Consider the following 26,979-nt stretch of genomic DNA (forward strand, 5'->3'; position numbering starts at 1 on the left):
GACAGGCAGCCAACCGGCTGCCTGTTTTTAATTCCATTCAACTGCGCTATACTCATTCTATCTTTCCTGGCAGGAGAACCCCATGCTATCCGCAGAAAAAGAACCAATCTACGCTTCAGACCCGGTCTTGAAGTTCACCTGGGTCGTTAAGGTTCGGGGCGCGTCTCCGCAATCAGACCAGGTCAGGCAGGCTCGCCAGGAAATTCCGACCAGCCCCCGTGTTCAGGCCATGCTGGCCGGGCGAGACGAACAGGGAAGGCTTCCTTTCCACCCATACCAAAAGTGGTTGGGAGCTCACTGGGTGCTTGCGTTGCTGGCCGAGTGGGGTTACCCGGCCGGAGATGACACGTTGTTCCCCCTGCGCGAGCAGGAACTGGCCTGGCTGCTTTCGCCCACCCATCAAAAGAACATTCGCCACATTGCCGGTCTCACCCGTCGCTGCGCCTCTCAAGAAGGCAACGCGCTGTATGCCCTGCTCACCCTGGGGCTGGCGGACGAACGCTGCGATGAGCTGGCGCACCGCCTGGTTGCCTGGCAGTGGCCGGACGGGGGCTGGAATTGCGACAAACATCCCCGGGCATCGCACTCCTCATTCCATGAATCGTTGATCCCGCTGCGCGCGCTGGCGCTGCACGCCCGCCTGACGGGCAATGCCGACTCACAGAATTCGGCCGAACGCGCGGCTGAGATTTTTCTTTCGCGGCGTTTGTTTCGCCGCCTGAAAGACGGCTCGGTGATCGACCCGCATTTCCTGGAATTGCATTATCCGTTCTACTGGCATTACGACGTCCTTTTCGGGCTTCTCGTGATGGCCGAATGCGGCTGGATCCACGACCCGCGCTGCAAGGAGGCTCTCGATTGGCTCGAATCGCGCCGCCTGCCGGATGGCAACTTTCCGGCCGACGCGCGCTGGTACACTGTCACGCAGCGCGAGGTCAGCGGCCGTTCAGCCACCGATTGGGGCGTGACTTCCGCTAAAGTTCACAATCCATTTGTGAGCGTCCTGGCGCATTTTGTTCTAAAGGCTTCCGGACGCGGTTGACCCGTCGCATTGCGAAACTGCCCGGAACCGCATATACTTGATTTCGAATTGGCACGCAAACTCGATACCAGGATGGAGATTTCTTATGGCCAGCACTTATCTGAAAAGCCTTTTGGGTGAAAATGAAGAAGTCCTGTTGGTCTCCCGGCAGCACTCGTTCGTCCTGTTCAAGAACATCCTGCTGGAATTGATCGCGATCCTGATTGTGGTGGCCGTTGTTTCGGTCGCCCAGTTTTATTTATCCGATTATCCGATTCGCTATGGATACTTCCTGGTCATCCTGCCCATCATCAGTATGTTGCGCGAATATATGATCTGGTGGAACCGCCAGCTCGTCATCACCAACCGGCGGGTCATCCAGATTTCGGGCATCATCAATAAGAACGTGATCGATTCTTCGCTCGAAAAAGTGAACGACGTCAAAATGGTCCAATCTTTCTGGGGACGCCTCTTTCGTTATGGGAATGTTGAAATCCTGACCGCCAGCGAACTGGGCGCCAATATGTTCAAGAAGATCGGCAACCCCATCCGCTTCAAGACCACCATGTTGAATGCCAAATCCCACCTGGAAATGGAGCAGGCCGGCGCATTCCTGGATAAAGTCAACGATCTCGAAAACAACGAGACCGCCCCGTCCGATATTCCGGCCCTCATCGAAAGGCTCGGCGCGCTGCACGAGAAGGGAATTCTCACCCTGGAAGAATTCGAGAAGAAGAAAGCCGAATTACTCTCCAAGTTATAGTCATTTTGTCGAAAAAGGCGTCTGCGCTCCAAATTCCATAACCGAGGTTATACGAATGAAAACATGTTCCTAGAAAATAGGAGAATAATAATGGAAAATATCATTAGAAACCTTAAACTTGTCTATACAACTGCAACAATCACTTGACTCGGATTGTGAATATCACTAATATGAAAGTGCAGGGAGTTCAGAGGGATTGGATCGCTGGCATTCCTGAAAATCTGAACTGCAACGTACGAAACCCGTAAGTTGAGAATCGCAACGAGCATAAACAGATTAACATCTCTCAGCAAGGAAACTTCTTGAGGAAATCTCTAATCCCAGATTCTCACATCAAAATGAGAATTCTCGGTCAGGAGAACCCATAGAAGTGGAGCGAAGAGAGATCCCCAGAAAGAATGAGCGAGCCTCATATCCTGATGAAGGAATTAGGCAAAAGCAAATTCAGGGAAGAATGTCAGGCACTAGATTACTTTGAACCCCTGCACTTTTCACTCCTGGAGCGAAGAACTCCAGGAGTGTTTTTTTTACAATTTCGGGCTGAAGACCCCGGGTTTCAGCAATCCAACAAAAGGCAAATTGCGATACTTCTCGTGAAAATCCAGGCCATACCCTACCACAAAACGGTCTGGAATATCGAAACCTTTGAATCGCAGTGGTATATCGATCAGCCGTTTGGTCGGTTTGTTGAACAGTACGCAGACCTCCAGGCTGGCAGGTTGGCGCGCCTTCAATGTGCGCAGCAGATAATTGAGCGTCAGGCCGGTGTCGATGACATCTTCGACAAAAAGCACGTGCCGTCCTTCGATCGGCGTTTCCAGGTCTTTGACCAGCCGCACCGGGCCCTGTTTTCGCGAATCGCCGCCGTAGTTGGCAACCGAGAGGAAATCCACCTCGGTTGCAATCGGCAGGGCGCGCAGCAGGTCGGCCATAAAGAACAACACACCTTTGAGGACGCCCACCAGAACCGGGTTCTTGTCTCGATAGAGTTCGCTGATTTCGCCAGCCAATTCACCCACGCGCTGCTGGATCTGATTTTCAGTCAACAGAATTTCGCTGATATCCGGGGATAGATCCCCAAATTCTGGAGGGTGAATGCGGCTCATGGAACTCGTTGTTGCGCCTTCGTGCCCATAATCGGAATAGCTTCTTCGGCCAGGCCATATTTGATCATCATATCCCGCAGTTCGCGGCGTTTGAGAAGCTTGATGTGAATTTCCGGGTAGAGCTCTCGCATCAGGCGCATGCGCCGGTTCTTGTATGTCGCCAGGTGCGGCCGCAAGGTGGTCAATTCGATGTACAAATTCTGCTGGGGCAGGTAGAAATCCGGCGTGAATGCTTCCACCACCCTGCCCTGTTCATCCCTCACCAATGGGAACGAGCTGGGCTCGTAGACCCATTCGATGCCGTAGAAGTCGAGGATTTTTGCGAAGGTCTCCTCGATGGGGCCTGCAAAGATAGGCTTATCCGACTCCGAGATACTCAATGCCGGGCTCCTGAAATCGACGGTCAATTTACTCCCCCCCTTGCGTATCGATCGCCCTGGCAGCCATACAGATCAATTCACAGGCCGCCTGCGAAGAAATCCGTCCGGTGTTGATCACCAAATCATAAAGGCTGGGATCATCCCAATTGACATGATAATGGCGCTTCAGATACTGGCGGCGGTGTTGGTCGCTGGCTTCGATCTGAGAGCGGGCAGCTTCATTGGAAATGTGTTGCCGTTCCATCAGCCTTTGAACGCGAAGGTCCAACGGCGCGATCAGCCGGACGTGCAGCGTCCCCGGGAAATCCGCCAGAATCCGCTGCCCGGCGCGCCCGATAAGCACCACGTTCCCCTGCGTCGCCAGTTCTGTCACGACAGCGTCGACGGCATGGACATAAGCGGCAGAATTCTTCGCCGTCGGATTGAGGCCCAACAATCCCAGTTCATCGATCACGGCCAGGGCCACTTCCGGGGCACCCGCCCTCTGGGCCGCCTCGTTGATCAATTCCCGCCAGACAACGCGGTAACCCAAACAATTGGCAACCAGGTTGCCGACTTCGAAACCCAAACTGCCCATTTGACGCGAGATGGTGATAATGGCCATAATCCACCCGTATCCTCATTGATTATAGCATAGGCAGCCGATCGATTGTCTATACGACTTTGACGGACCCTTCTCCGTGGTAAAATAGAATATGTATTCTACAAAACCGGATGCTCACCGCATGCTATACTAAACCCATGATTAAGAAAATTGCGCTCCTCCTCGTGTGGATCGGGGTCGCCTTCTCGCCGGCTCTATCGTGGAGTCCGGCTCAAGCGGCAGCATCCGGCCAGACGGAGGACGGTTGGGAGGTCCTGACCCCGGGAGTCGATTATCGCGAATTTACCCTTCCCGGTCCGGTGCGGGCCTATGTGGTTCGCATGGCGATCAAGGACGACCCGGACGACCCGGTCGACATCACCCTGGAAAGCGCAATCGGCCGCGGTTACCTGGGCGGGCTCGAGACCGTGCGTGGCATGGCAGCCCGGTATGATGACGCAATCGATTATTGGGGATCCGAATGGGGCAACCGCAGCGATATTCTGGTTGCCGTCAACGGATCGTATTTCGGAGGGTCGGATACGCCCGAAAATGGCATGGTGCAATCCGGCTGGTACGCAAAGCGATTCGACAACCTCAATGGCGGCAGCGGTCTGGTCTGGACCCTGACGCGGCAGGTATTCATCGATGACTGCGTCACCCACCGGCCTGAAAAACAAATCCTGCATATCGATGGCGACGCCACCGCCGGATTTTCGATCACGGGCATCAACACCTCCCGCTCAGACAATGACCTGATCGTCTACACGCCTCAATTTGGCGCGCGAACCCCGGACCAGACCAACGGTGTGGAAGTGGTCGTCAAAATGACCCGGCCGCTGCTGATCCTCCCCTACTCGACCGGAAATTCGACCTCCGCTGTGATCGGAAAAGTAACTGAAATCCGCGAGGCGGCTGGATCCACGTTGATTCATTTTGACGAACTCGTCCTATCGGCCGGAGAAAACCAACGCGAAGCATTGCTCTCTCATCTGAACATCGGATCTACAGTATTGTTCAATCAGGAAATCACCAGTCTGTCCAGGGATTGCGGTACACCGGTCGATCTCCCCTGGACGAAAGCCTATACCAGCCTGGGCGCTGCGTTCCATTTGCTCGAGGACGGTAAAATCTATACCCCCGCGCAGGATACCACGCGCGCTCCGCGGACCGCCCTTGCCTACGATCCAAATTACATCTACCTGATCGTTGTCGACGGCCGTCAACCGGATATCAGCGTCGGTATGACATTCCAGGAGTTGGCCGGATTTATCCGCGACACGCTCGGCGCTCAGGATGGCGTTGCCCAGGACGGCGGCGGCTCATCGACCATGGTCGTTAACGGCCAGGTGGTCAACCGTCCCAGCGACATCTGTTACACCGTGTTTCTACCCCTGGTGTCCAGTTCGGGCACCAATTCCATTCCCAACCCCACTCAAACCATTCCGCTGGAAGAAAAATTCGAGCCCAACACCCGCCTGCAGGCCGGTTGTGAACGGCGCGTGGCAAACGCCATCCTGATTGCCCGAGTCCTGCCCAGGGAATATTCGAAGACCTCTTTTACCGGCAGCGACCTGGTATTTACAACCACGGCGACGGCCCTGCGCACCGGGCCGGGCACCAACTATCCTGGCTTTGCCGCCATCCCGGCCGGAAATTACGGCATTCTTTTGGATGATCCCGAATTCGACGGCATCCGCGCCAAGGGAACCTACTGGTGGAAGATTTCCATTCTGGGGAAAATCGGCTGGATCGACGAAAAGGCCATTGCCACGTTGGCGCCGCGTTTTTCGTTCTGGCCGTTTCAGCATTAAGCCGGCTTGATGCCCGCCTGAGCCCTGGGCATCCAGATTAGCATCAACACCGCCGCGATCAACGCCATCCCGCCGCCGAACACGAACGGCGCAGATGGGCCAAAACCCTGCCAGGCTCCGGCTCCCTGCCAGAGCAGCCCGGCGATGAGTGAAGCCGGGAAATCCAGGATGCCCAACACCCCGTTATAGGTCCCATAAGCCGTTCCGCGGAGTTCTTCAACCACCAGATCGGCAACCATGGCTTTCGTCGTTCCGTAGGTCAGGCCATAATAAATTCCGTAGATGATATACAGCACCACCACATGCCAGGCGGACTGGGACAAGGCAAAACCGAGGTAGATCAGGCCGTAGACGATCCACCCGCCGACGATCATCTTCTTGCGGTCGATCCGATCCGATAGGCTGCCGGCCGGGGCAGAGATCAGGGCATACACCAGGTTGAAGGCAGCCAGCATGGCCAGGATGCCGATCACGCTCACCCCGCGTTCCTGCGCGCGCAGCACCAAAAATGCATCCGACGAATTGCCCAGGTCGAAAATGCTGACAATCACCATGAAAATCACGAACGGCTTGCCCAGGGATCGAAACGCGAATTTTGGCGCTTCGTGTTTTCCCTTGATCGCGACATCTCGGGCGCCGATTGCCAGTGAAAGGACGGCTATGACCGCCGGGATCAATGAAATCCACACGATCGTATGAAACGTCGATACATGTAGCGTCTGGATATTCTTCTGCGTCAACCAGACCACCAGCATGGCAATCAACAATCCAATCATCGCTCCCGCGGTGTCCGCAGCGCGATGAAACCCGAAAGCCATGCCGCGGTGTTGGGGTTCGATCGAATCTGCCACCAGCGCATCGCGCGGCGCAGTCCGCACGCCTTTGCCGACCCGGTCCGCCCAACGCGCGCCCGCCACTGTGCCCCAGGTATTTGCCACCAGGAAGAACGGCTTGGAAAGCGCGGAAATTCCATACCCAAGCACGGCCAACCATTTTCGGCCGCCGATTTTATCGGACAACCAGCCCGAAAACAATTTCAAAACACTTGCGGTTGCTTCGGCAACGCCCTCGATGACGCCGATCAAAGCCGTTTTTACCATCAGATCGTTCGCCAGAAAAAGCGGCAAAATGTTGATGACCATTTCACTGCTGATATCCATAAAGAAACTGGTGAAACTCACGGCCCACACATTCCGCGGCAGTTTTCGGAGGGTTATTTTATCCTCCACCCGTTCACCATTTCCGGCATTATCCATAATTCACCTCGATTATTTCGACTGAATTCTTACGATTGTACTGCCACTCCTTAAGAATGATCGAAATATTCCAATAAATCAGAAAAGTCATCGATTGAAAATCCAAAGCCGACCTGAATACCGGAATTCAGGTACAATAAACAAGATCGAGTTGAACTGGGAGGGTAACCATGACAGGAAAACGCATTGGCATACTCACCGCCGGGTCAGACAGCCCGGGATTGAATGCAGCCATACGGGCCATCGGCAAAGCCGCCTTGAGCGAAGGCTTCGAACTGATCGGTTTCCAGGATGGTTTTACGGGCCTGTTGGAAGACCGCACCATTCCACTGGAAGCCTCGGCCCTCTCGAACATCCTGACCGCCGGCGGCACCATCCTGGGCACCAGCAAAGATCGACCTCATGAGATGGAGGAAACCCACGGCCCCGAGCATGTTCAATCTGCCATCGATACCTATCACCGCCACAAACTGGACGGGTTGGTTTGCCTGGGTGGGCGGGATACCCAAGCCAGCGCTCTATATCTGTTGCAGCGCGGCCTGAAGGTGATCACCCTGCCCAAATCGATCGAAAACAATATCGCACTGACCGAAACATCGGTCGGTTTCGATACCGCGCTGGGCATCGCCGCCGAAGCCATCGATCGCTTACACAGCACGGCGCACTCCAATCACCGCATTATCGTCGTCGAAATCACCGGCCACACCACCGGATGGTTGACGCTGGGTGCCGGTATTGCCAGCGGCGCGGATGTCATCCTCATCCCGGAGATTCCGTACAACATGGATATCGTGGCCGAGGCCATCCTCAAACGCAGTCGGGCCGGAAAACGCTTTTCACTGGTCGCCGTCGCCGAAGGATCGCGTTCTCAGGATGACGTCGCTTTCTATGAACGCAGCCTGCGTCTGAATGCCAGCCGACGCAGCGGCAAGGAAGCGGTGAAAGCCGCGGCGCGGATCGAAAAATTGGAGGAACAATTTACCGGAAACACCCTCCTGCTCGCGAATCGGCTTGAGCAGCTCACCGGGCTGGAAACCCGCACGACGATTCTGGGTTTCCTGCTGCGCGGTGGGACGCCCTCGGCCACCGACCGCGTGCTGGCGACCCAATTTGGCTCCGCCTGCGTCTCTTATATCGAAGAGGATCATTACGGTATCATGGTCGCGCAACAAGGTGGAAAAATCACGGCTGTGCCATTGGAAGATGTGGCCGGCAAAATCAAAGCGGTTCCCACCGACCATCCCTGGTTGAAAGGTGCCCGCCGCGTGGGGACCAGTCTGGGAGATTGACACCGTCTCTCGAATTAAAGGTGACTCGTGTTTTTACCGACGACGAAAGAAGAAATCAATCAGCTGGGCTGGGATCGGCCGGACATTGTACTGGTCAGCGGAGACAGTTATATCGACAGCCCGTTTATCGGGATCGCTGTCATTGGCAAGGCCCTTACCCGGGCAGGTTTTCGGGTAGGCGTCATCGCTCAACCGGACGTTCAATCGGATCACGATATTACACGCCTTGGCGAACCGCGCCTGTTTTGGGGCGTGAGCGGCGGCAGCGTCGACTCGATGGTCGCCAACTATACCGCCTCCGGGAAAAAGCGCCACAGCGACGATTACACCCCCGGCGGCGACAACAACCGCCGGCCCGACCGGGCGGTGATCGTCTATTCCAATCTGATCCGCAGATATTTCAAGAACACCGTCCCGATCGTGTTGGGCGGCATCGAAGCCAGCCTGCGGCGCGTGACCCATTATGATTTTTGGAGCAACCATTTACGGCGTCCCATCCTTTTCGATGCCAAAGCCACCTATCTACTCTACGGTATGGCGGAGAGCTCAGTGATCGAACTGGCGCGCTGCCTGCAAACCGGCAGTGATCCATGCGGGCTGCGGGGCCTGAGTTATATCGCCGGATCGGCGCCCGATGGTTACTTGCAAATGCCGTCGCATGAGGATGCCCTGGCGGAGAAACGTGCTTTCATCGAGCTCTTTCACATGTTCTACCAGAACAACGATCCCCTGAACGCTCGCGGATTGTGGCAAAAGGTCGGCGACCGGGTGCTGGTGCAAAATCCACCCGCCTATTATCCGGACCAGGCGGACCTGGACGCTGTCTATGCGCAAGGGTACGAACGCGAGCAGCATCCGTATTACGCCGCTCAGGGCCCCGTGAAGGCGTTGGAAACGATCCGGTTCGCCATATCCACGCATCGGGGCTGTTATGGCGAGTGTAATTTCTGCGCCATTGCCGTCCACGAAGGCCGCACGATTCGCTGGCGCAGCGAGGATTCGATTCTGGAAGAAGCCCGCCAGATCACCGCTCACCCGGCTTTCAAAGGCTACATTCAGGATGTGGGCGGACCAACCGCCAACATGTACGCCATCGAGTGCGCCAAAAAGCTCAAATTGGGCAGTTGCCCCGACCGCCGCTGCCTGTATCCGGAAATCTGCCCGGCCTTGAAGATCGATCACAGCCGTCAGATTGCGCTGCTGCGGAAGATTCGCGCCATTCCCGGCGTCAAGAAAGCCTTCGTGGCTTCCGGCATTCGCTACGATATGATCCTGAACGATCGACAGCACGGCCGGGATTACCTGAAAGAAATCGTTGATTTTCATGTTTCCGGGCAGCTCAAGGTTGCGCCGGAGCATACCGTCGGTTCGGTGCTCAAACGCATGGGCAAACCTGCCCCGTATTCTGTGTTGGAATTCAAGAAGATGTACGATGAGTTGAACCGGGAAGCCGGGCGCGATCAATTTCTGACTTATTACCTCATCGCCGCCTACCCGGGCTGCACGGACGCGGACATGAGGCAATTGCGTGAATTTGCCGGCGAAAGGCTGCACATTCATCCTGAACAGGTGCAAATTTTCACCCCCACTCCATCGACCTACGCCAGCCTGATGTATTACACAGAGATGGATCCCTTTACCCTGGAACCGCTCTTCATCGAAAAAGATCCCGCTCGCAAGGAACGCCAGAAAAATATCGTGGTCGATAAATTCGAAACCCGAGGCCACCGGCAATGAGTGAACTGTTTGCCGTTTCGGCGCCCGGATTGGCGCAGTTTACCGCCGCCGAACTGGCTGCGCTCGGCCTGAAACCGTCGATTTCCGCGGCGCTTGGCGAGGAAGGCGGCGTTACGTTTCAGGGCGGGCAGCCTGAGATTTACCTCGCCAACCTCCACCTGCGCACGGCCAGCCGCGTGCTTCTCCGCCTGGGGGATTTCTACGCGGCGGCATTTTCGGAACTGCGTAAGAAAGCTTCGCGTCTACCCTGGGAAACCACCCTGCGCCCCGGACAATCCGTTGCGCTGCGCGTGACCTGTCACCAATCCAAACTGTATCATTCCGGCGCCGTGGCTGAAAGGGTGGCCGGCGCCATCGGCGACCGGTTGGGGAAACCCGCCCAGGTCGTCAGGTTCGACGAAGACGATGCGGAGACTCCGGCCCTGGTCATCGTGCGCCTGGTCAACAACCAGTGCAGCTTCAGCCTGGATACGTCCGGGGCGCACCTTCACCGGCGCGGTTACCGCCAGGCCGTCGCCAAGGCGCCTTTGCGCGAGACTCTGGCCGCCGGATTGCTGATGGCCGCCGGTTACACCGGAGAAACACCCTTCCTGGACCCATTTTGCGGCTCAGGAACCCTGCCCATCGAGGCGGCTATGATCGCGCGCCGCATGGCGCCCGGCCGGCTACGCCGGTTTGCCTTTATGGACTGGCCGGATTTCGACCTAAACCTCTGGAAAGAAACGGTTCAAAATGCCGAGGCGCAAATAAGAACCGGAAATCCGCTCATCCAGGGATCGGACCGGGATGCCGGAGCCATCCAAATGGCCCGGGCGAACGCGGACCGTGCCGGTGTTCTTGAATCGATCGAATTCAGCCATCAGGCCGTCTCGGCCATCCACCCGCCGGCTGTCCCCGGTTTTGTCGTTACGAATCCTCCCTACGGTGTGCGGGTGCGCTCGGCGCACGACTTGCGCAATTTGTATGAGCAATTCGGGAAGGTTTTGCGCCTGAACTGTCCTGGCTGGCAGGCGGCCATTTTATGTTCAGACAATATACTTTTAGGGCATATTGGGTTAACATATAACCAGCACTTCTCATTCAATAACGGCGGCATCCAAGTGCATTTAGCCTGCGCAAAAGTTCCAGGTGCATAGAAAAAACCATTACTGACCAACGTGCTTTGCTTAAGGGTTCTTTGGAAATCCAATGAAGAAAATACTCTCCTCCCCACTGGATAAATTCCAGTTCTTTGCTATTGTGATAATCCTTATTCTGCTGGTACCGCTGGTCCTGTACGGATACATCGGAATTTTCACACGCTATGTTGCGGATGATTATGAAACCGCCGGCGCCCTGGCGCGCGCGGGATTCTGGGGCGCCCAGCAGTACTGGTACCAGACCTGGTCAGGCCGGGTATCTTTTTTCGCACTGGTGACCCTGGTGGAAATGATCGGCATCCAGGCGGTTCCATTCCTGACCGCGGTCTGCCTGACCCTGTGGCTGGTGGGGCTCTTCTGGCTTTTCCGCCAGATTTGCTCGCACATCGATATTAAGCATCCCATTCTGGTAAGTTGGCTCGGCGCCAGCCTGGTGATTTTTGTAACCCTGCGCAGCCTGAACCAGATTCACCAAATTCTCTTCTGGCAAACCGGGCTTCTGACCTACGTGACCTATTTGATCTTCCTGACATATGCCGCCGGTCTGTTTACCTGGCGCATCCGAAACAGCGGACAAAGGCCGGCCACGTTCTTCGACTTATTGATCAGCCTGATCCTGGGATTCGCCCTCGGTGGATTCTCGGAGGTTTCGATCGCCTTGCAGATTACCCTGCTCGTATTCGGCCTGGGGCTTCTCTTCATTTATTCCAGGGTGTCTTTCCGAAAAAAAGCACGGGGGATTCTCCTGGCTGCCCTGGTTGGGTCCTTTTTATGCCTGGCGGTTATGGCCCTGGCGCCTGGTAATTCCGTCCGCATGGCTGATTTCCAGACCAGACCGGATTTTGCCAGCCTGTTGCTCAATTCATTGAAATTCTTGTTTACTTTCCTCGGAGACTGGATCGATAAACAACCCATCCTGGTCGCTCTGACCCTTCTTGTGCCCGTGATCGTTGGGATCTATACGGCCGGGGAGGATCGCACGAGGCTGGAGAGCACCGCTCGAGATCGCAGGCTGACCATTGCTTTGAGCGTTTCGATCCTGGCGGTCTTTTTCTTCCTCTGGTCGGGTTTCTTCACCTGCTTTTTTGTAATGTCCGCCCCGCCGCCCGACCGGGCGCTGGTCATTCCGCAATTCGTGATGGTGGGTTTCCTGGCTACTTGGGCGTACCAATGCGGCCGGTTATTATCGCAATCCATCAATCCTGCCCAGGCGACACCCCGTTTCTGGAAACTTCTGGGGACGATAACCTTATCCATCTGCCTTTTACTGGGCCCGATCTACGCTTCCGCCCGCATCGCAGGGACGATCGGGGAATCCCGAACCATCGCTCTGGAATGGGATGAGCGGGATGCCATCATCCGCGCGGCAGTTGCGCGTGGAGAGAAGACCGTCACGGTCTGGTATTTGCAGGATCTCAATCGATTGGGCGATTACAGCTCCGATCCGGATTTTCTGGTGAACCGGGCCGCGGCCGATTATTATCATCTGGACTCGATCCTCGCGCTGGATAAGGAATAATCGATATCAAATTACAAAAGTCAATCGATTTACATAATTGATTTTTTTGATATTTCCTGTAGAATATTTTTATCCCATTTGATTCGATTTTGATGGACTGAAATGGTTGGTCATGCCATTCCATTTCGTCTGTCGAGATCGATCGAAAATATCCAATATTTTTTCGGCGATGAAGCGTTGACTGAATTTGGTCGCTTAGCACCCTGAGGGGGGAGAGGTCAACGTGGAGCCAATAGCGAAACCGGCTGATTTCAGTCGGTTTTTTCTTTTCCCAACGAAACATCCCAACCCCTTTTTCCAATCCAACGGAGGTGGAGATAACCCAAAGTCGCCAATTGGTTTTCAAAGAACAAATCGGTCCCATTAACAAAGCCAATAGGAGAAAAAATGAACAAGGGAATTCGCGTTCTAAAGATCGCAACGATTTTGATGCTTGCCTTTGCATTCGCTTTTAGCGGCACGAGCCAGGCATTTGCTGAAAATGCCGGTCATGGAAATTCCGTTGCAAAAACCGGCGACGGGGTGTACGTCGTTCGCATGGCCGACGAACCGGTTGTGGCCTACGAGGGTGGAATTCAGGGTTACAAAGCCACCAAACCCGAACACAACCAAAAGATCGACCCGTTCAGCGATGTCGTTGTGAAGTACGTCGGCTACCTGAATGGGCGACATGACGCCGCATTGAACGCAGTCGGCGGCGGCCAAAAGTTATATGACTATACTTATTCGTTCAACGGCTTTGCCGCTCAACTTACACCCGAGCAGGCCATCAAAATGGAATCCGTCGCCGGCGTGCTTTCGGTGAGCGCGGATGAGATTTTTGATGTCGACACATCCTCGACGCCAACCTTCCTCGGTCTCGATGCCGTTGGCGGGCTTTGGGATCAACTGGGAGGCGTGGGCAGCGCCGGGGATGGCATCATCATCGGCCTCATCGATTCGGGCATCTGGCCTGAAAGCGCATCCTTCTCGGACCGCACCGGCCTGAACGGGAATGAGACTCAGGACGGCAAGCTGGATTACCAACAAATTCCCGGCTGGCACGGCAAATGCGTACCCGGAGAAGAATTCAACGCCTCGCTGTGCAACCAGAAATTGATCGGCGCCCAGTATTTCAACGCATCCTGGGGCGGCGATGCCGGTATTGACGCGCAGCGCCCGTGGGAGTTCAACTCCGTACGCGATTATAACGGCCACGGTACCCATACCTCTTCGACCGCTGGCGGCAATAACGGCGTAGTGGTAACCGGTCCGGCGGCGGTTTTCGGAACGATCAGCGGCATCGCTCCGCATGCCCGCATCGCCATGTACAAAGCTCTGTGGTCGACGCAGGACGCCTCCACGGCCAGCGGATCGACCTCCGACCTGGTGGCAGCCATCGACCAGGCTGTGGCAGACGGCGTGGATGTCATCAATTACTCCATCAGCGGCACACAGACGAATTTCCGCGATCCGGTGGAGATTGCCTTCCTGTATGCGGCGGACGCCGGCATCTTTGTCGCGGCTTCCGCGGGCAACAGCGGCCCCACCACCTCCACGGTGGCGCATCCCAGCCCATGGATTACGACCGTCGCGGCCGGCACGCATAACCGCGTCGTCACGGGCTCAGTGACCCTTGGCAACGGCGCAACCTACACGGGCGTTTCTTTGGCTGCGGCTGCCGTTGGCCCCGCTCCTCTGATCGATTCCGTCGCAGCCGGGCTTCCGGGCGCTGATCCGACCCAGGTAGCTTTGTGCTACTCGAGCCTGGATGGCGGAAATGTGCTCGACCCGGCCAAGGTTGCCGGAAAAATTGTCATCTGCCAGCGCGGGGTGACGGCCCGCGTCAACAAGAGCCTGGCCGTCCTGGAAGCCGGCGGAATTGGGTTGGTGCTGTACAACGATCCCGATAGCACCCTCAATGCCGATTTCCATTCCGTCCCAACCGTGCATGTCGACCGGGCCAGTGGTCTGGCCATCAAAGCCTATGCCGCCACACCGGGCGCCACGGCGACCATCAACCAGGCGACCATTTCCTACACTGCCCCCGCGCCCTATACGGCATCCTTCTCATCGCGCGGCCCGCTCATTGCCGGTAATGGGGATTTGCTCAAACCGGACGTGATCGCTCCCGGACAGGATATCCTGGCGGCGGTTTCACCGGCCAGCGGTCCTGGTTTGGACTTCAATCTCTACAGCGGCACTTCCATGTCCAGCCCGCATGTAGCCGGTCTGGCCGCTCTGCTCATGGATCTCCACCCGGATTGGACGCCGATGATGATCAAATCGGCTCTGATGACCTCGGCTTATGACATCCTCGACGGCCCGAATACCCATCCGTTGGTCATCTTCCGCCAGGGCGCCGGCCACGTTCGGCCCAACAGCGCAGCCGACCCGGGCCTGGTTTACAACTCAGGCTGGAACGATTGGTTCGGCTTCCTGTGCGGCACACAGTTGCCAACCTACTTCTGCGCCAACATGGGCATCGATGTCATCGATCCAAGCAATTTCAACACTGCATCCATCGCCATCGGTGATCTGGCCGGTGTCCAGACCGTGACCCGCACCGTAACCAACGTCGGCGGCAAGGAGACCTACACGTTCTCCTATTCGGGCCTGGCCGGCATCACAGTTGCGCCCTCGATCAGCAGCTTCACCATCAATCCGGGCGCGAGCCAGGATTTCGATGTGACCTTCACGACGGCAGGCGCGGCTCTTAATGCTTACGTGGGCGGTTACATTACCTGGACCGGCGACAAGGGTCATGTGGTGCGCGTCCCGGTCGTTATCAAACCGGTGGCGCTGGCTGCACCCGTGCAGGTATCCGGCAGCTATGGTGTCACGTTTGGCTACACGGGACCGTTCACAGCCACTGCCCGTGGTCTGATCCCGGCCGTAACCGGCGACGATGAGATCTATACCGGCGAATCGCGAGGTTACACCGTGGTCATCCCGGCCGGCGTTACTTATGCGCGCTTCTCGCTGTTCGACGCCAATGTCAGCCCGGCGAGCGACCTGGATCTGTATGTATATCGTGGCAGCACCCTGGTGGGTTCGAGCGGCGGCGGGACATCCTCTGAGGAAGTCAACCTGTTAAACCCGACCGCAGCCACATACACCGTGGTCGTGGATGGCTACGCAACCGGCAACCCGTCGACGTTTACCCTGTTCTACTGGCTGTTGGGTTCAACCGCGGCCGGCAATATGACCGTTTCGGCCCCCTCGACGGCCACCACCGGCGCGACCGGAACCATCAACCTGACCTTCAGCGGATTAACGCCCGGCGTTAAATACCTGGGCAGCATCGCTTACAGCGGCGCGGCCGGTATGCCGAATCCAACGATCGTGCGCGTCGATCCGTAAACCTGATCTTTACCTGGCTTGTTGCGGGCTCTGCAGAAAACTGCAGAGCCCGCTGTTTGCACCGGCCCAGTGTGCTGGATGGATGAGATGGTCCGATTTACCCTAAAAGCAATTAATTGTAAAAATCGATCCGAAATTTGAATTGACAAAACGAAACGGTTAGGCTATTCTTGGTTGACCAATGTTAGTAAGAATGGCATTGTAATTTACAAACAGTCGCAGTTTTCTTATGGGGAATCTCATATGAAAGACTGCGAATATTTTTCGACACATCTCGAAGAAATTTCCCGGAAGCATCCAAGGGGATATTTCAGATACCTGCAATGATCGGAAACCCTACAAGACTCACCAGACCGTCCGTCCACATCGCTTCCTGGGGAAGCCGTATTTACAATCGGTAAAGTAGAAGTCTTTTATCGTCCAACAGATCAGATCGATCTTACTCCTATTGGTATCAGGCACTTATTTACAACTCCCATGATTGATTCAGGATGCTGGTTCCTGAATTCAACGCAGCAGCGAACGCTCTGCTCCATCCGTTAACGTCGGTCTTATCGCAACCCCATTTACGATGAAGAGGAGAATGAACAATGCAAGGGAAACGATCGAGGATCCTGAATCTGGCCGTTCTATTGGCCATGCTCCTGTCGTTCATGACAGGGCCTATCGGAACCACCTATGCTGCCAGTAACCATTCGAATGCTGCAGCGCCCTTAAGAGCTGCCTTTACTACCGGGAATATCGTGGTTTACCGGGTTGGCAATGGCACAGACGCATTGGTTAACACGGGGAATCCCGTGTTTCTGGATGAGTATCAACCGAATGGAACATTAATTCAGTCCATTGTGATGCCAACGGTTGCGGATGGCGCCAATCGAGCTTTGGTTGCCAGCGGTACAGCCACCTCTGAAGGTTTGATCACTCGATCGATGGATGGTCAATATATCTTATTAACTGGATATGCCAGCACATATACCTCTTCTCTTTCAGGCACTACTGGCACAGCAGTCAACCGGGTAATCGGACGGGTGGATGGAAATGGCAACATCGACACGACTACTGCGTTGCCAGATTTTGCCTCTGGAAATACACCACGCAGCGCAATCAGCACGAACGGAACGGACCTTTGGTTTGCAGGCGGTGCAGGTGGGACGCGTTATACAACCCTTGGTACTACTTCTGCTTCGACTCAAATCAGCTCTGCGCCGGGAAATATCCGTCAGATAAATGTGTTTGACGGGCAATTGTATATTTCCTCAGGGGCGAGTGGTTTTCGTATGGCCAGTGTCGGAATAGGTATTCCCACTGGATCACCCACGACGACAACCAACCTTCCAGGCATATCAACGAGCGCAGGAAGTCCATATGGTTTCTTCTTTGCAGATTTGGATGCAGGAGTCGCTGGGGTTGACACGCTATATATCGCGGATGACACGTCTAGCACAGGAGGTATTCTTAAATACTCCCTTGTCTCTGGCAATTGGACTCAAAATGGCGTGGCCGGGATTGGTTCAGATTTTTATCGCGGTCTGACCGGCATTGTCAACGGCACCACTGTCACGTTATATGCAACCCGCAAGGGTGGAAATGCAGCCATAGGCGGCGGTGAACTGGTCTCTCTGGTGGACGGCGGTGGATATAACGCTGCATTCAGCAGCTCCACACCGACCCTTCTGGCAACCGCTGCCGCTAACACCGCCTTCCGCGGTGTGGCGTTGGCTCCAGTAGCCTCCGGTCCGGCAGACAGCGCGCCCATCGTTTCGAGCACAACCCCGGCTAATAATTTGGGAAATGTGCCCGAAGGGGATAGTATCACGGTAACCTTCAGTGAAGATGTCACGACCACTGCGGCCGCTTTCACGATCAACTGCGGCGGTGCGGACCAACCCTTCACGTTCAGCGGCAGCGGGGCTACCTACACCCTTGACCCCAACGCTGATTTACCGTACAGCCAGACCTGCACCGTCACGGTTACCGGCAGTGGCGTGACCGATCTGGACGAACCCATTGCTCCGATGGCAGCCGATTACTCCTGGAGCTTCACGGTCGTCGATCTGGCGCCCTCGGTCACCGGAGTCGTTCCGGCGATCAATGCCACCAAAGTGGCGGTGAATACCAATATCAGCATCACCTTCAACAAGGATGTCAGCACCTCGGATGCGGCCTTCGCGCTTGCTTGCGATGGTACATCTCAGCCTTTTGCATTCAGCGGTAGCGGCGCTGCCTACACCCTCGACCCGACCAATAACCTGCCGTACAGCCAGGTTTGCTCGGTCACGGTCACCGGCAGCAGCGTGACGGATCCGGACACGAACGAGCCCATGGCGGCCGATTACACCTGGAACTTCACCACCATCAATGATCCGGACGCGATCACGCCCATCGCCGAGGCGCGCGCGGCCGGCGCGGGTTGGACCGGTACGATCCAGGGTAATGTAACCACCCCACCGGGAATTTTCCGCTCGAATGGATTCACCATTCAAGATGCCACGGGCGGTATGTACATTTTCTCCGGCAGCCTGACCCTGCCTGCACTTACTTTGGGGGACGTGGTTAAAGTAAGTGGAACAATCAAGAATTACAACGGAATGCTCGAAACCGACCCGACCACCAGCGTGACCTGGATCGATTCCGGAAGTGTTCCAGACCCGACCCCAATCGCCACAGGTTCTGTGGTCAGCACTCAGGGCAAGCTGATCAGTGTCACGGGCACAGCGACCTGGACCGGAACACCCACAAACCCACCTTCAGCGAATTTCTCGATCACACTCGATGATGGCTCCGGCCCGGTGATCGTCTATGCTTACAAATTTGCGGGACTTGACCTGACCAAATTCACATCCGGCCAACAATTACGGGTGATTGGATACAGCAGTTATTACAAGACTTCGACCAGCGAATCTGCTCAGATTTATCCCCGCTATCAGAGCGACATCATCGACATGAGCGCTCCAGCCGTAATAAGCACTATCCCGGCCGATGCGGTGACGGATGTCAGTCCTTATAAGCCACTGAGCGCTGTGTTCAACAAGGCCATGGATCCATCCAGCCTCGACTCGACCAGTTTCAGCCTCAGGGATTCGACGGATGCCCCGGTAAGTGGTACGGTTACCTACGATCCGTCCACGTACACCGCTTCATTTACGCCGAACGCAGCCCTATCCCCAACCTCTACCTACACAGCCACCATCAGCACGGCTGTCAGGGATAGTCTGGGGGTTACGCTGGCCAATCCGGTCGTCTGGAGCTTCACCACGGGTGAATTGGACAGCACCTCGCCCACCATCAGCGATCGTTCTCCAGCGCCTGACGCAACCAATGTTCCATTAAGCACCAAGATCGTCGTCACCTTCAGCGAGGAGCTGCATGCCAGCTCGTTGAATACGAGCCATTTCGTGCTGACGGATTCCTACGGTCAGGTAGCGGCGAATTTGAGCTATGATCCCATCGCCCACACCGTAACGCTGGCTCCTGAGACAAACCTGCTTCCGACCACGGAATACACCTTCAGGGTCACCGGGAATACCGCCGACCTCGCCGGAAATACCCTCGGAGACGACGATAGCTGGACCTTCATGACCTCGGTCGAACCGCCCATGCAGGTATATTTTGGCGATCTGCACAACCACACCAGCTATTCGGATGGTTCGGGCACCCCGACCCAGGCATTGGCTGCAGGAAAGGCCGCCGGGTTCGATTTCATGGCCATCAGCGACCATTCGTACGCGATCGATGATACCGAATGGGCAAACACGCTGCAGGCGGTCAATGATGCCACTACATCTGACTTCGTGGGTTTGCGCGGTTTTGAATACACCCAGGGCGCCGAAGGCCACATCAATGTGTGGAACTCGGAGCGGCATGCCACTCGCACCAGCGTAGCCGGCTGCACCTATTGCGACTACACTCCCAACCTGGAAGCCGGCCAAACCGTAACAGGGTTTTACCCATGGCTGGTCGCCAGCACAACGACGGCCCTGGATGAGGCGGGCATGGTCATGCAGTTCAACCACCCGGGTTGGATCAACTTCAACGACTGGCGCTACCATCCTGAACTCTCCGGGATCGCCCGCCTGGAAGAAGTTGGAAATGGCAGCAGCACGTCCTATGTCTTCTCTGAAAACGAATACATCCGCTCGCTGGATTACGGCTGGAAATTGGGCGCCACCAATAACGCGGATACCCACTCGCCCAACTGGGGCGTGAATACCGATCACCGCACCGGCGTGCTCATGACCGAATTGACCAAGGCAGCCCTGTTGGATGCCTTGAATCAACGCCGCACATTCGCCACTGAAGATAAGAATTTCAATTTAACCATGAAGGCAAACGGGGCCTGGATGGGCTCTGAAATCGCCAACTCGGGCAGGATTCAATTCGATATCAATGGTTCGGATCCGGACAATGAAGCCACCGCGTCGGTCCAAATCATCACCGACCAGGGTAAAGTGGTCGACTCGACCCAACCCGCGCAGGGCAATTTCACCTGGCAGCCGGTGGTGAATGTCAGCACGGGTGTCCACTATTTCTACGTCAAAGTCACCCAGGCCGATGGCGACCGCATCGTCACCTCTCCAGTTTGGACTCTCGGAACCGAAGATATCGCGATCTCCGATGTCGTCATCCAACCCACCATTCCCACAGTTTACAGCCCATCGCTGCTGACTGCCCGCGTCACCAACCGCGTGGATTCCAGCCGGACTGTGAACGTCGTCATCAAAGTCAATGGTGTAGCGTTGGGTTCGGCCGTGGAAGTCACCGTGCCGGCCAATGGGGATGGTTATGTCAACTTCAGCTGGCAGCCCACAGAAATTGGTGATGTGACCGTAACGGCTGAAATTGGAAATGCTCCCGCGGGCGACAATCCCGACGATAACAGCGCCTCCCTAAACCTGACCGTGACCGATGAGCACCTGCCCTTGATCCTGATCGATGCGGGCCACGGCAACGTCAACGCTTCAGGCCGCGACATGGGCCCCTTCATCGACGACCTTTCGGCCCATCAATTCAACGTCCTCAAGAATCTGGATGAATTGACTGCCAGCGATCTCAACCCGGACGTCGTCAAGCTGTTGGTCATCACCGCCCCGCAAACCGCCTACACTGCAGCGGAACTTGAATCCATCGCCAATTTCGTCAATGCCGGCGGGAACCTGCTGCTGTGTGGTCTGGCGGATTACACTGGCAAAGTACCCTGGGCAGATACCGTTGCCAACCGAGAGAATGCCATCCTCGATCGCATCGAAAGCGCGACCGGGCAAACGATCAACATGCGCATGAACGACGACGAAGTGATCGATGGCAACACCAACAATGGCTACCCATTCGGCGTGATCTGGCAGGATTTCCCATCCGCCGATACCACTGGCATTGGTGTGAACGTCGAAAATGTTTCCACGTGGAGCCTCAACTCGATCCGCGGTCGCAGCGTTAATGACCCGCTCACCGCTGACACTCCGGGCGTTCAGATCGTGATGCAGGGCGACCTGGATGAGGGTTATACTGCTGATTCCTGGAAGAACCCCTTCCACACCAGCAACACCAGCGCCGACGGCGCTAACGACGCCTATATCTATAACCCGACCTGGGTATCGCCGGCCACCAAACCGGCTAACGCGATCCCGCTTCCGGGTGCAGCAGTGACCCAGCTTCAAAACGGCGCCGGGCGCATCATGCTCTACGGCGACAGCAACGATCCCTTCACCATCTTCGCTTACACGGCAGGCGATGGCAAGCAGAATGAGCTGTTCAACCTGCAGTCCATCATGTGGCTGCTGGGAACACCGCTGCAAAAGTCGACCATTGCTGAGGCACGCACCCAGACGATCGAGGATCAACCCGATAACTTGAATCGTCTGGTCTGGGTCGAAGGCAATATCACTGCTGCGTACGGCGAGTTCTTCAACGTGCTTTATGTACAGGATGCGACGGGTGGCATCACAGTCCACGCTCCCGCCGGCGATATCGATCCAACCGCATTCACCCGGGGTACGCACGTGCGCGTCATCGGCACCATCGATACCTACAACGGAGATACGGAAATTCAATTCTTCGAGGCCGAAATGGTCCAGGTGATCGATTCCACCCATACCGATCCGGCACCAGCGGCGCTCAGCACACACACGGCTTCAGCCGAAGCCTCGGAAGGCTGGCTGGTAACCGTCACCGGTGTGGTGATCCAGAAGATCAGCAATGATACGATCATCGTCAATGATGGTACCGGTCCGGTCCGGGTGTTCCTGGATGGATATAACGGTACCTTCGACGACATTCTGGTCTTCGATCGCGTGCAGGTGGTCGGGCTGGCTTCGGAAGACGGCGATGGATCGCGCATCCGCATCCGCAATTACAAATTCCATCCTGGAATCGCCGATGATGTGACCGTTTTGGGGCACACCGAATACACTCTTTATCTTCCCATGATCGGAAGATAATTCCGGGAAAGAACAGGAAGTAACAAACAAAATGGGTGAGCAGACCAACGCTCACCCATTTTATGTTTCGTAATCGATAAACTTTGCTACATTCGGATAAAAACCCGACGAATCAGCGCAGACGGGCGCTCAAATCGCGCAGTTGGGCAAAACTGATCGGCTTGATGAGCACGAAATCGGCGTCCTCTGCCAGATCGCTCATCCGTGGATCGGCAGTCGCAATGATCACCTTGGTGTTCTTCAGGCGGTCGTCAGCGCGAATCTTTGCCAGAATCTCCAGACCGCTTACGTGCGGCAGGTGCAGATCCAGAACGATCACAATCGGCTGACACACGTCCAGCTCATCCATGGCCACCTGCCCATCGCGAATGGTTTTCGTATCGAAGCCGGCCAGGCGCAGCGCTTCGGTAAAAATGATCGCGAGGTCTTCATCGTCTTCGATGATCAGTGCCTGTTGTAAGGATTCCATGTGAGTAACCTTTCTACGCTTGCTTGATGGGCAGAATAATGGTGAATAATGTCCCGTGTCCCGGTTGGCTGGTCAGGTGAATTTCCCCGGCCATCAGCGTCACCAGGTTCTTGACGATCGTCAATCCCAGGCCAATCCCACCGTGCTGGCGGGTGGTCAGGTCTTCGATCTGGCCAAACGGGTCGAAGATCCGGCCTTGCTGGTCCGGGGCAATCCCGATCCCAGTGTCTTTGACTTCGATCACCCAGTGTGCCGGATCGGGAGTAAACAACCGGATCCAGATTCCTCCGGTTTCCGTAAATTTGATTGAATTTGTGACCAGATTGACCAGAATTTGCTGTAGCCGGTTCGGATCCCCATACAGCGTCGCGGGCAGGCCCTCACCAACCTCAATCGACAAAGTCAGACCCTTATCTTTTACGATCGGGTCCATCACCCCACGCAAACCTTCCACCAGGTCCTGAACTTGAAATTGCCGCTCGACCAGTTTCATTTTTCCGGCTTCGATCTGAGCCTGATCGAGCAGGTCATTCACAAGCCCGAGTAAACGCTTGGTGCTGTTCATGATCCGGGTTACGATGTTGTTTTGTTTTTCAGTCAGCGCGCCAAAAGCATGCTCCTTCAACATCTCACTATATCCCTGAATGGCGTTGAGTGGTGTTCGAAGCTCATGTGAAACCATCGCCAGGAATATGCCCTTCAGGTTCTCGACTTCCGCCTCGTGCGTAAAGTCGCGGAATACGGCTACCTTACCAATGTGTTCTCCATTGTTGTCGATCACCCGGGACGCATTCAACGAAAAAGTGAATTTTCCCCACTGGATTCGAACATTCGACTTGTATTGGTCGGGATTGTCGAATAAATTAGTGACATCTTGATTGCTCGCCGGGGATAATTCAGAAAGTCGGCTGAGATCGGTAAAATGTTTGCCGATCATTTCTTCCGGTCGGGTACCCAAATATCGCCCGAGCGCGGCATTGGCGACGATGATCTGATCCTGATTGTCGAACACCAGAACGCCGTCTGCGATACCTTCCAGGATGGCGTGAATGCGCCCCGCCTCTTCGCGCTCGCGGGTCAGCGCCTTGGTCAGGTCGAGCGTCTGCTGTGCAACGCGTTTATCCAATTCCCGGTTCATCAAGCGCAGTTCGGTCAACACCTGTTCGAGGCTGCGCGCCGACAACCACGCGATCAGGGCAATCAACAGAAAACCCAACACGGCCGGCAGGTTCGGATCTATCCTCAACCGGAACGCGATCCCGATGATGATCGCGTCGCATAGCGCTGCATAGGCGAAACTGGCCCTCGCCCCCACCAGCATGCTTGCCATGATGATCGGGAAGGAAAAAGAAAAGAGTGTTCGACCGGTGGCAACCTGCTCCGGGCTGTCGCTTAAGGCCATGACAACAGTCACCAGAACCAGGAACAGGTGGCTGGCAATATACCCTGAGTTCGGTGATCGGTTGATCAGGTAGATTAACACAGTTCCCAGCAGCATGGCCAGGCTGCCATAGACCATGGCGCTGGTTTCCTGGCTCAGATGATAAATCGACAGCACGACGATCAGGGTTATGATGCATAAAGTCGAAACGCCCAACAGCAAAATGTTCAATAACTTTCGCCGTCGAGCTCCATCCGGGTCAGTGACCGGAACCGTGAGGATCTGGTTCAGGAAGGACATATTATTCCCCCTTCTTCTCCATTTCTAACGCACTCGATATTGCAGAACGGACGACAAGTTCCGGCAAGTACAAGCACTTGCCGATCCACAGCGCCGGGTAAGGTGGATCTTGATGCTCTCTTAACCAATCAGCGCCTCGTTTCAATGCCTCTCTGACGGCTTCCGCATCATGTCTTCGCCAGACACACAACGCCTGCATCGAATAAGCCGTCTCTTCCGCGGTTGGAATACAGAACCCCCACGCGCCATCCGGACGCTGAGTCTTCAACAGCCAGGCCACCGTGGGTTTGACCAGCTCAGGCGCATAACCGGCGCAGGCGACCACGGCATGCGCCGACGCATAGTACGGAGAAACGTGCCACTTATCTTCCCAGTATCCCGACGCGTTGCGGGTCTCCGCCAGGAATTGCAGGATCTTCATGACGGCCGGGTGATCCGCAGCAAATCCGGCGTGCCGCAGAGCGCCCAGAATGTGAATATTGGCGCTGACCGAAGGGTTGGCTTCGTGCTCGAAACAACGGAACCACCTTTCCTGTTCATAAGACAGCAGGGCCTCGACGTCCGCGGGACGCCCAAATCGCGCCAACACCTCGCACACCAGGCCGGAATCGTCGCCATCCTTGGGAGTGTAGCCCGCCGCCCAGCCGATTCCCCGGCCCGGTTTCCAGGCTTTTTCAAGAAAATCGAGCTGCGGCTGGCACAGATGAAGGATTTCCGGGGTATCGAGTCCCGCGAGAGCCAGATTCCAGAGCACCCAACCCCGCTCGAACACATCGAATGGAGCCACATTCGGCGCCCCTCCGTCCGGGGTGATCACACCGCGCAGGTATTCCAAAACCCCAGAGTCCGCCTGAACGTATTTTGCCAGATAAGCCGTCGCCGAAGGACTGTGGCCAACGGAACCATTGGCTTCCTTCAGATTTGCCAGGTCCAGCACTTCCTGCATATCCGTCCCGGCCATTTCAGCCGAGAAGGCCGCCGAGATATATCGGTTAACCTTTGCGCCGCCCATCGCCGAGAGCTTGCGAGCTCTTTTCTTCTGCAACCGCCCGAGGATCCGGTCGCCCTGGTGCGAGATGATTTTCAAGTTCTCGGCTTCGCTAATTAAGGTCGGCACGATCAGCTCGAACCCGACCGTTGCCCCATTCGGGTCGCTCGTCATCTGATTCTCAGCCTGATTGGAAATATTCTCCAGCGCGATCAATCCCTTATCGATCTGTTTGCGGTCGAGCGCCCGGCGTCCACGATAAGTGAGCGCGATCATTGCCGAAAGCGTGCAGACGACCCTGTCATAGTAATTGTAAAGTTCGGAAGTTCCCCAACTGCCATCTTCAAGCTGGTGTTCGTTGATCCATTCGAGCGCGCAGTTGCTGATATCGTAATCCAGTTCGCCCAGTCGGGCGATCCAGGCGGTGTCGTAAACCGTGCTGGTCATATGACCATGGTCTGCGCTTTCGAGAAGAGCTGTGAAGTCGTTCATCGATGTTCTCCAGGATTGGGTGTGGTGTCAGAAGGCCAGGCTTCTTCGGGGATCGGGTACCAGATTCCGCCCATTAACTCGCCCAATCCCAGGGTGCGTTCGTGATTGGCGGCATAAAAGCTCTGCATCCAGGCCAGATCATCTGGGGAAAGGGTTTCATAATCTGGCTCCGGAGTTTTACGGGTGAACAGGTGATCGTACAGAATCTGGCGGAGCTGGCGCGCCGTGAGGTCCAGGGATGGACTGACCGTGAAATAGAGATCTTCATTACCGGTCGCGAGTAACGGCATATCGAACGCGCTCAGCCGGTCAAAGCCGATGAAAAAACTGACCGGATCGACGTATTCGCCATAATACATCTGCACCAGCGTGCGCCGGTCGGGCGCGCACCGGTGTTCCTGGTAATACCGCACGCTGTATTCAGCGATTTGTTCGCTGGGGTCATTCGCGAACATGCCGAAGAACAAACGGTTGCGATCGTGAGATCGGGTCTTCTCGGCGATTTGTTCGAATTGTTCGATCAGGTACGCATACGGTGTGTTCGCCAGGTTACGCCGGCAATCGCCGTAAAAGCGGACTCGGACCTGATAATCCTCATAGAATTGCAGGAAATGCGGTTCTGTCACCAACCGCGAAATTCCATGAACGGCCATCTGGATATAGTCATCCCCGCGTTCCAACAGGTCGGCTCCAAAAATCGGAGTCAGCAGGGTGTGCACGCCATGATCGAAGAACAGCCGGTACATGGCGATGTGCTGCTGCTCCATGACATGCAGATACGAATCACCGTCCGCATCGAACTGGCCGTCCATCACCTTCAAAAGATACCAGCGCCGCGTACCGTTGATCGGGAAGACACCTACCAACGGTCCCCCGGATTCGACCAGGCGAGCGGCTTCTTCCACAGGCAAATTCTCGAAGGTCAGTTGATCAATGTTCACGGGTTCCCCCTTCCCCCATTCGCTC

The 26,979-nt window shown here is 55.8% G+C and carries 17 protein-coding genes; 9 read left to right on the forward strand and 8 right to left on the reverse strand.

Going from position 1 to position 26,979, the window contains the following annotated elements; translation table 11 throughout:
• Window positions 1–82 precede the first annotated feature (82 nt).
• On the forward strand, window positions 83–1,042 hold the full coding sequence (locus LARV_RS14230; RefSeq protein ID WP_075074254.1) for a prenyltransferase/squalene oxidase repeat-containing protein: 960 nt from the start codon (window positions 83–85) through the stop codon (window positions 1,040–1,042).
• An 85-nt stretch (window positions 1,043–1,127) separates the two neighbouring features.
• The gene (locus tag LARV_RS20605) at window positions 1,128–1,784 is read left to right on the forward strand and encodes a PH domain-containing protein (protein ID WP_075074255.1); all 657 of its coding nucleotides are present in this window, start codon (window positions 1,128–1,130) and stop codon (window positions 1,782–1,784) included.
• 527 nt (window positions 1,785–2,311) lie between these two features.
• On the opposite strand, the gene hpt is transcribed toward LARV_RS20605, so the two are convergent.
• Genes hpt through LARV_RS14250 form a run of 3 tightly spaced genes read right to left on the reverse strand, consistent with a single transcriptional unit; the run spans window position 2,312 to window position 3,874 of the window.
• A complete protein-coding gene (gene hpt, locus LARV_RS14240) occupies window positions 2,312–2,890 on the reverse strand; it encodes a hypoxanthine phosphoribosyltransferase (RefSeq protein ID WP_075074256.1) in 579 nt (192 codons plus the stop codon).
• Entirely contained in the window at window positions 2,887–3,270 is a 384-nt protein-coding gene (locus tag LARV_RS14245) for a hypothetical protein (protein ID WP_152031805.1), read from the reverse strand. Before LARV_RS14245 ends, hpt begins: the two co-directional genes overlap by 4 nt.
• Window positions 3,271–3,298: 28 nt before the next feature.
• Complete coding sequence (locus LARV_RS14250) at window positions 3,299–3,874, reverse strand: cytidylate kinase-like family protein (protein WP_075074258.1); 576 nt, start codon at window positions 3,872–3,874, stop codon at window positions 3,299–3,301.
• A gap of 137 nt (window positions 3,875–4,011) precedes the next feature.
• Between LARV_RS14250 and LARV_RS14255 the strand changes: the two genes are divergently transcribed.
• On the forward strand, window positions 4,012–5,667 hold the full coding sequence (locus LARV_RS14255; protein ID WP_075074259.1) for a phosphodiester glycosidase family protein: 1,656 nt from the start codon (window positions 4,012–4,014) through the stop codon (window positions 5,665–5,667).
• On the opposite strand, the gene LARV_RS14260 is transcribed toward LARV_RS14255, so the two are convergent.
• Complete coding sequence (locus LARV_RS14260) at window positions 5,664–6,923, reverse strand: MFS transporter (RefSeq protein WP_075074260.1); 1,260 nt, start codon at window positions 6,921–6,923, stop codon at window positions 5,664–5,666. The two genes, LARV_RS14255 and LARV_RS14260, sit on opposite strands and share 4 nt — an antisense overlap.
• A gap of 170 nt (window positions 6,924–7,093) precedes the next feature.
• On the opposite strand from LARV_RS14260, the gene LARV_RS14265 reads away from it, so the two are divergent.
• From LARV_RS14265 to LARV_RS14290, 6 genes are all read left to right on the forward strand, one after another.
• Window positions 7,094–8,212 carry a 6-phosphofructokinase gene (locus LARV_RS14265; protein ID WP_075074261.1) on the forward strand — a complete coding sequence of 373 codons (1,119 nt, stop codon included), beginning with the start codon at window positions 7,094–7,096 and terminating at the stop codon, window positions 8,210–8,212.
• Between the two features lie 27 nt (window positions 8,213–8,239).
• On the forward strand, window positions 8,240–9,949 hold the full coding sequence (locus LARV_RS14270) for a YgiQ family radical SAM protein (RefSeq protein WP_075074262.1): 1,710 nt from the start codon (window positions 8,240–8,242) through the stop codon (window positions 9,947–9,949).
• Window positions 9,946–11,085: a THUMP domain-containing class I SAM-dependent RNA methyltransferase gene (locus LARV_RS14275; RefSeq protein ID WP_075074263.1), complete on the forward strand. Its 1,140-nt coding sequence runs from the start codon at window positions 9,946–9,948 to the stop codon at window positions 11,083–11,085. Before LARV_RS14270 ends, LARV_RS14275 begins: the two co-directional genes overlap by 4 nt.
• Window positions 11,086–11,137: 52 nt before the next feature.
• A complete protein-coding gene (locus tag LARV_RS14280) occupies window positions 11,138–12,607 on the forward strand; it encodes a DUF6056 family protein (RefSeq protein ID WP_075074264.1) in 1,470 nt (489 codons plus the stop codon).
• A 387-nt stretch (window positions 12,608–12,994) separates the two neighbouring features.
• A complete protein-coding gene (locus LARV_RS14285) occupies window positions 12,995–15,949 on the forward strand; it encodes a S8 family peptidase (RefSeq protein ID WP_075074265.1) in 2,955 nt (984 codons plus the stop codon).
• 1,496 nt (window positions 15,950–17,445) lie between these two features.
• The gene (locus LARV_RS14290; protein WP_075074266.1) at window positions 17,446–22,383 is read left to right on the forward strand and encodes an Ig-like domain-containing protein; all 4,938 of its coding nucleotides are present in this window, start codon (window positions 17,446–17,448) and stop codon (window positions 22,381–22,383) included.
• A 112-nt stretch (window positions 22,384–22,495) separates the two neighbouring features.
• On the opposite strand, the gene LARV_RS14295 is transcribed toward LARV_RS14290, so the two are convergent.
• Genes LARV_RS14295 through LARV_RS14310 form a run of 4 tightly spaced genes read right to left on the reverse strand, consistent with a single transcriptional unit; the run spans window position 22,496 to window position 26,954 of the window.
• Window positions 22,496–22,852 carry a response regulator gene (locus LARV_RS14295; protein ID WP_075074267.1) on the reverse strand — a complete coding sequence of 119 codons (357 nt, stop codon included), beginning with the start codon at window positions 22,850–22,852 and terminating at the stop codon, window positions 22,496–22,498.
• A 13-nt stretch (window positions 22,853–22,865) separates the two neighbouring features.
• On the reverse strand, window positions 22,866–24,533 hold the full coding sequence (locus tag LARV_RS14300) for a sensor histidine kinase (protein WP_075074268.1): 1,668 nt from the start codon (window positions 24,531–24,533) through the stop codon (window positions 22,866–22,868).
• 1 nt (window position 24,534) lies between these two features.
• Window positions 24,535–26,013: a prenyltransferase/squalene oxidase repeat-containing protein gene (locus LARV_RS14305; protein ID WP_075074269.1), complete on the reverse strand. Its 1,479-nt coding sequence runs from the start codon at window positions 26,011–26,013 to the stop codon at window positions 24,535–24,537.
• Window positions 26,010–26,954, reverse strand: a complete 945-nt coding sequence (locus LARV_RS14310; RefSeq protein WP_075074270.1) for a hypothetical protein — start codon at window positions 26,952–26,954, stop codon at window positions 26,010–26,012. Before LARV_RS14310 ends, LARV_RS14305 begins: the two co-directional genes overlap by 4 nt.
• Between the last annotated feature and the right edge of the window lie 25 nt (window positions 26,955–26,979).

Source organism: Longilinea arvoryzae, from assembly GCF_001050235.1.
Classification (GTDB): Bacteria; Chloroflexota; Anaerolineae; order Anaerolineales; family Anaerolineaceae; genus Longilinea; species Longilinea arvoryzae.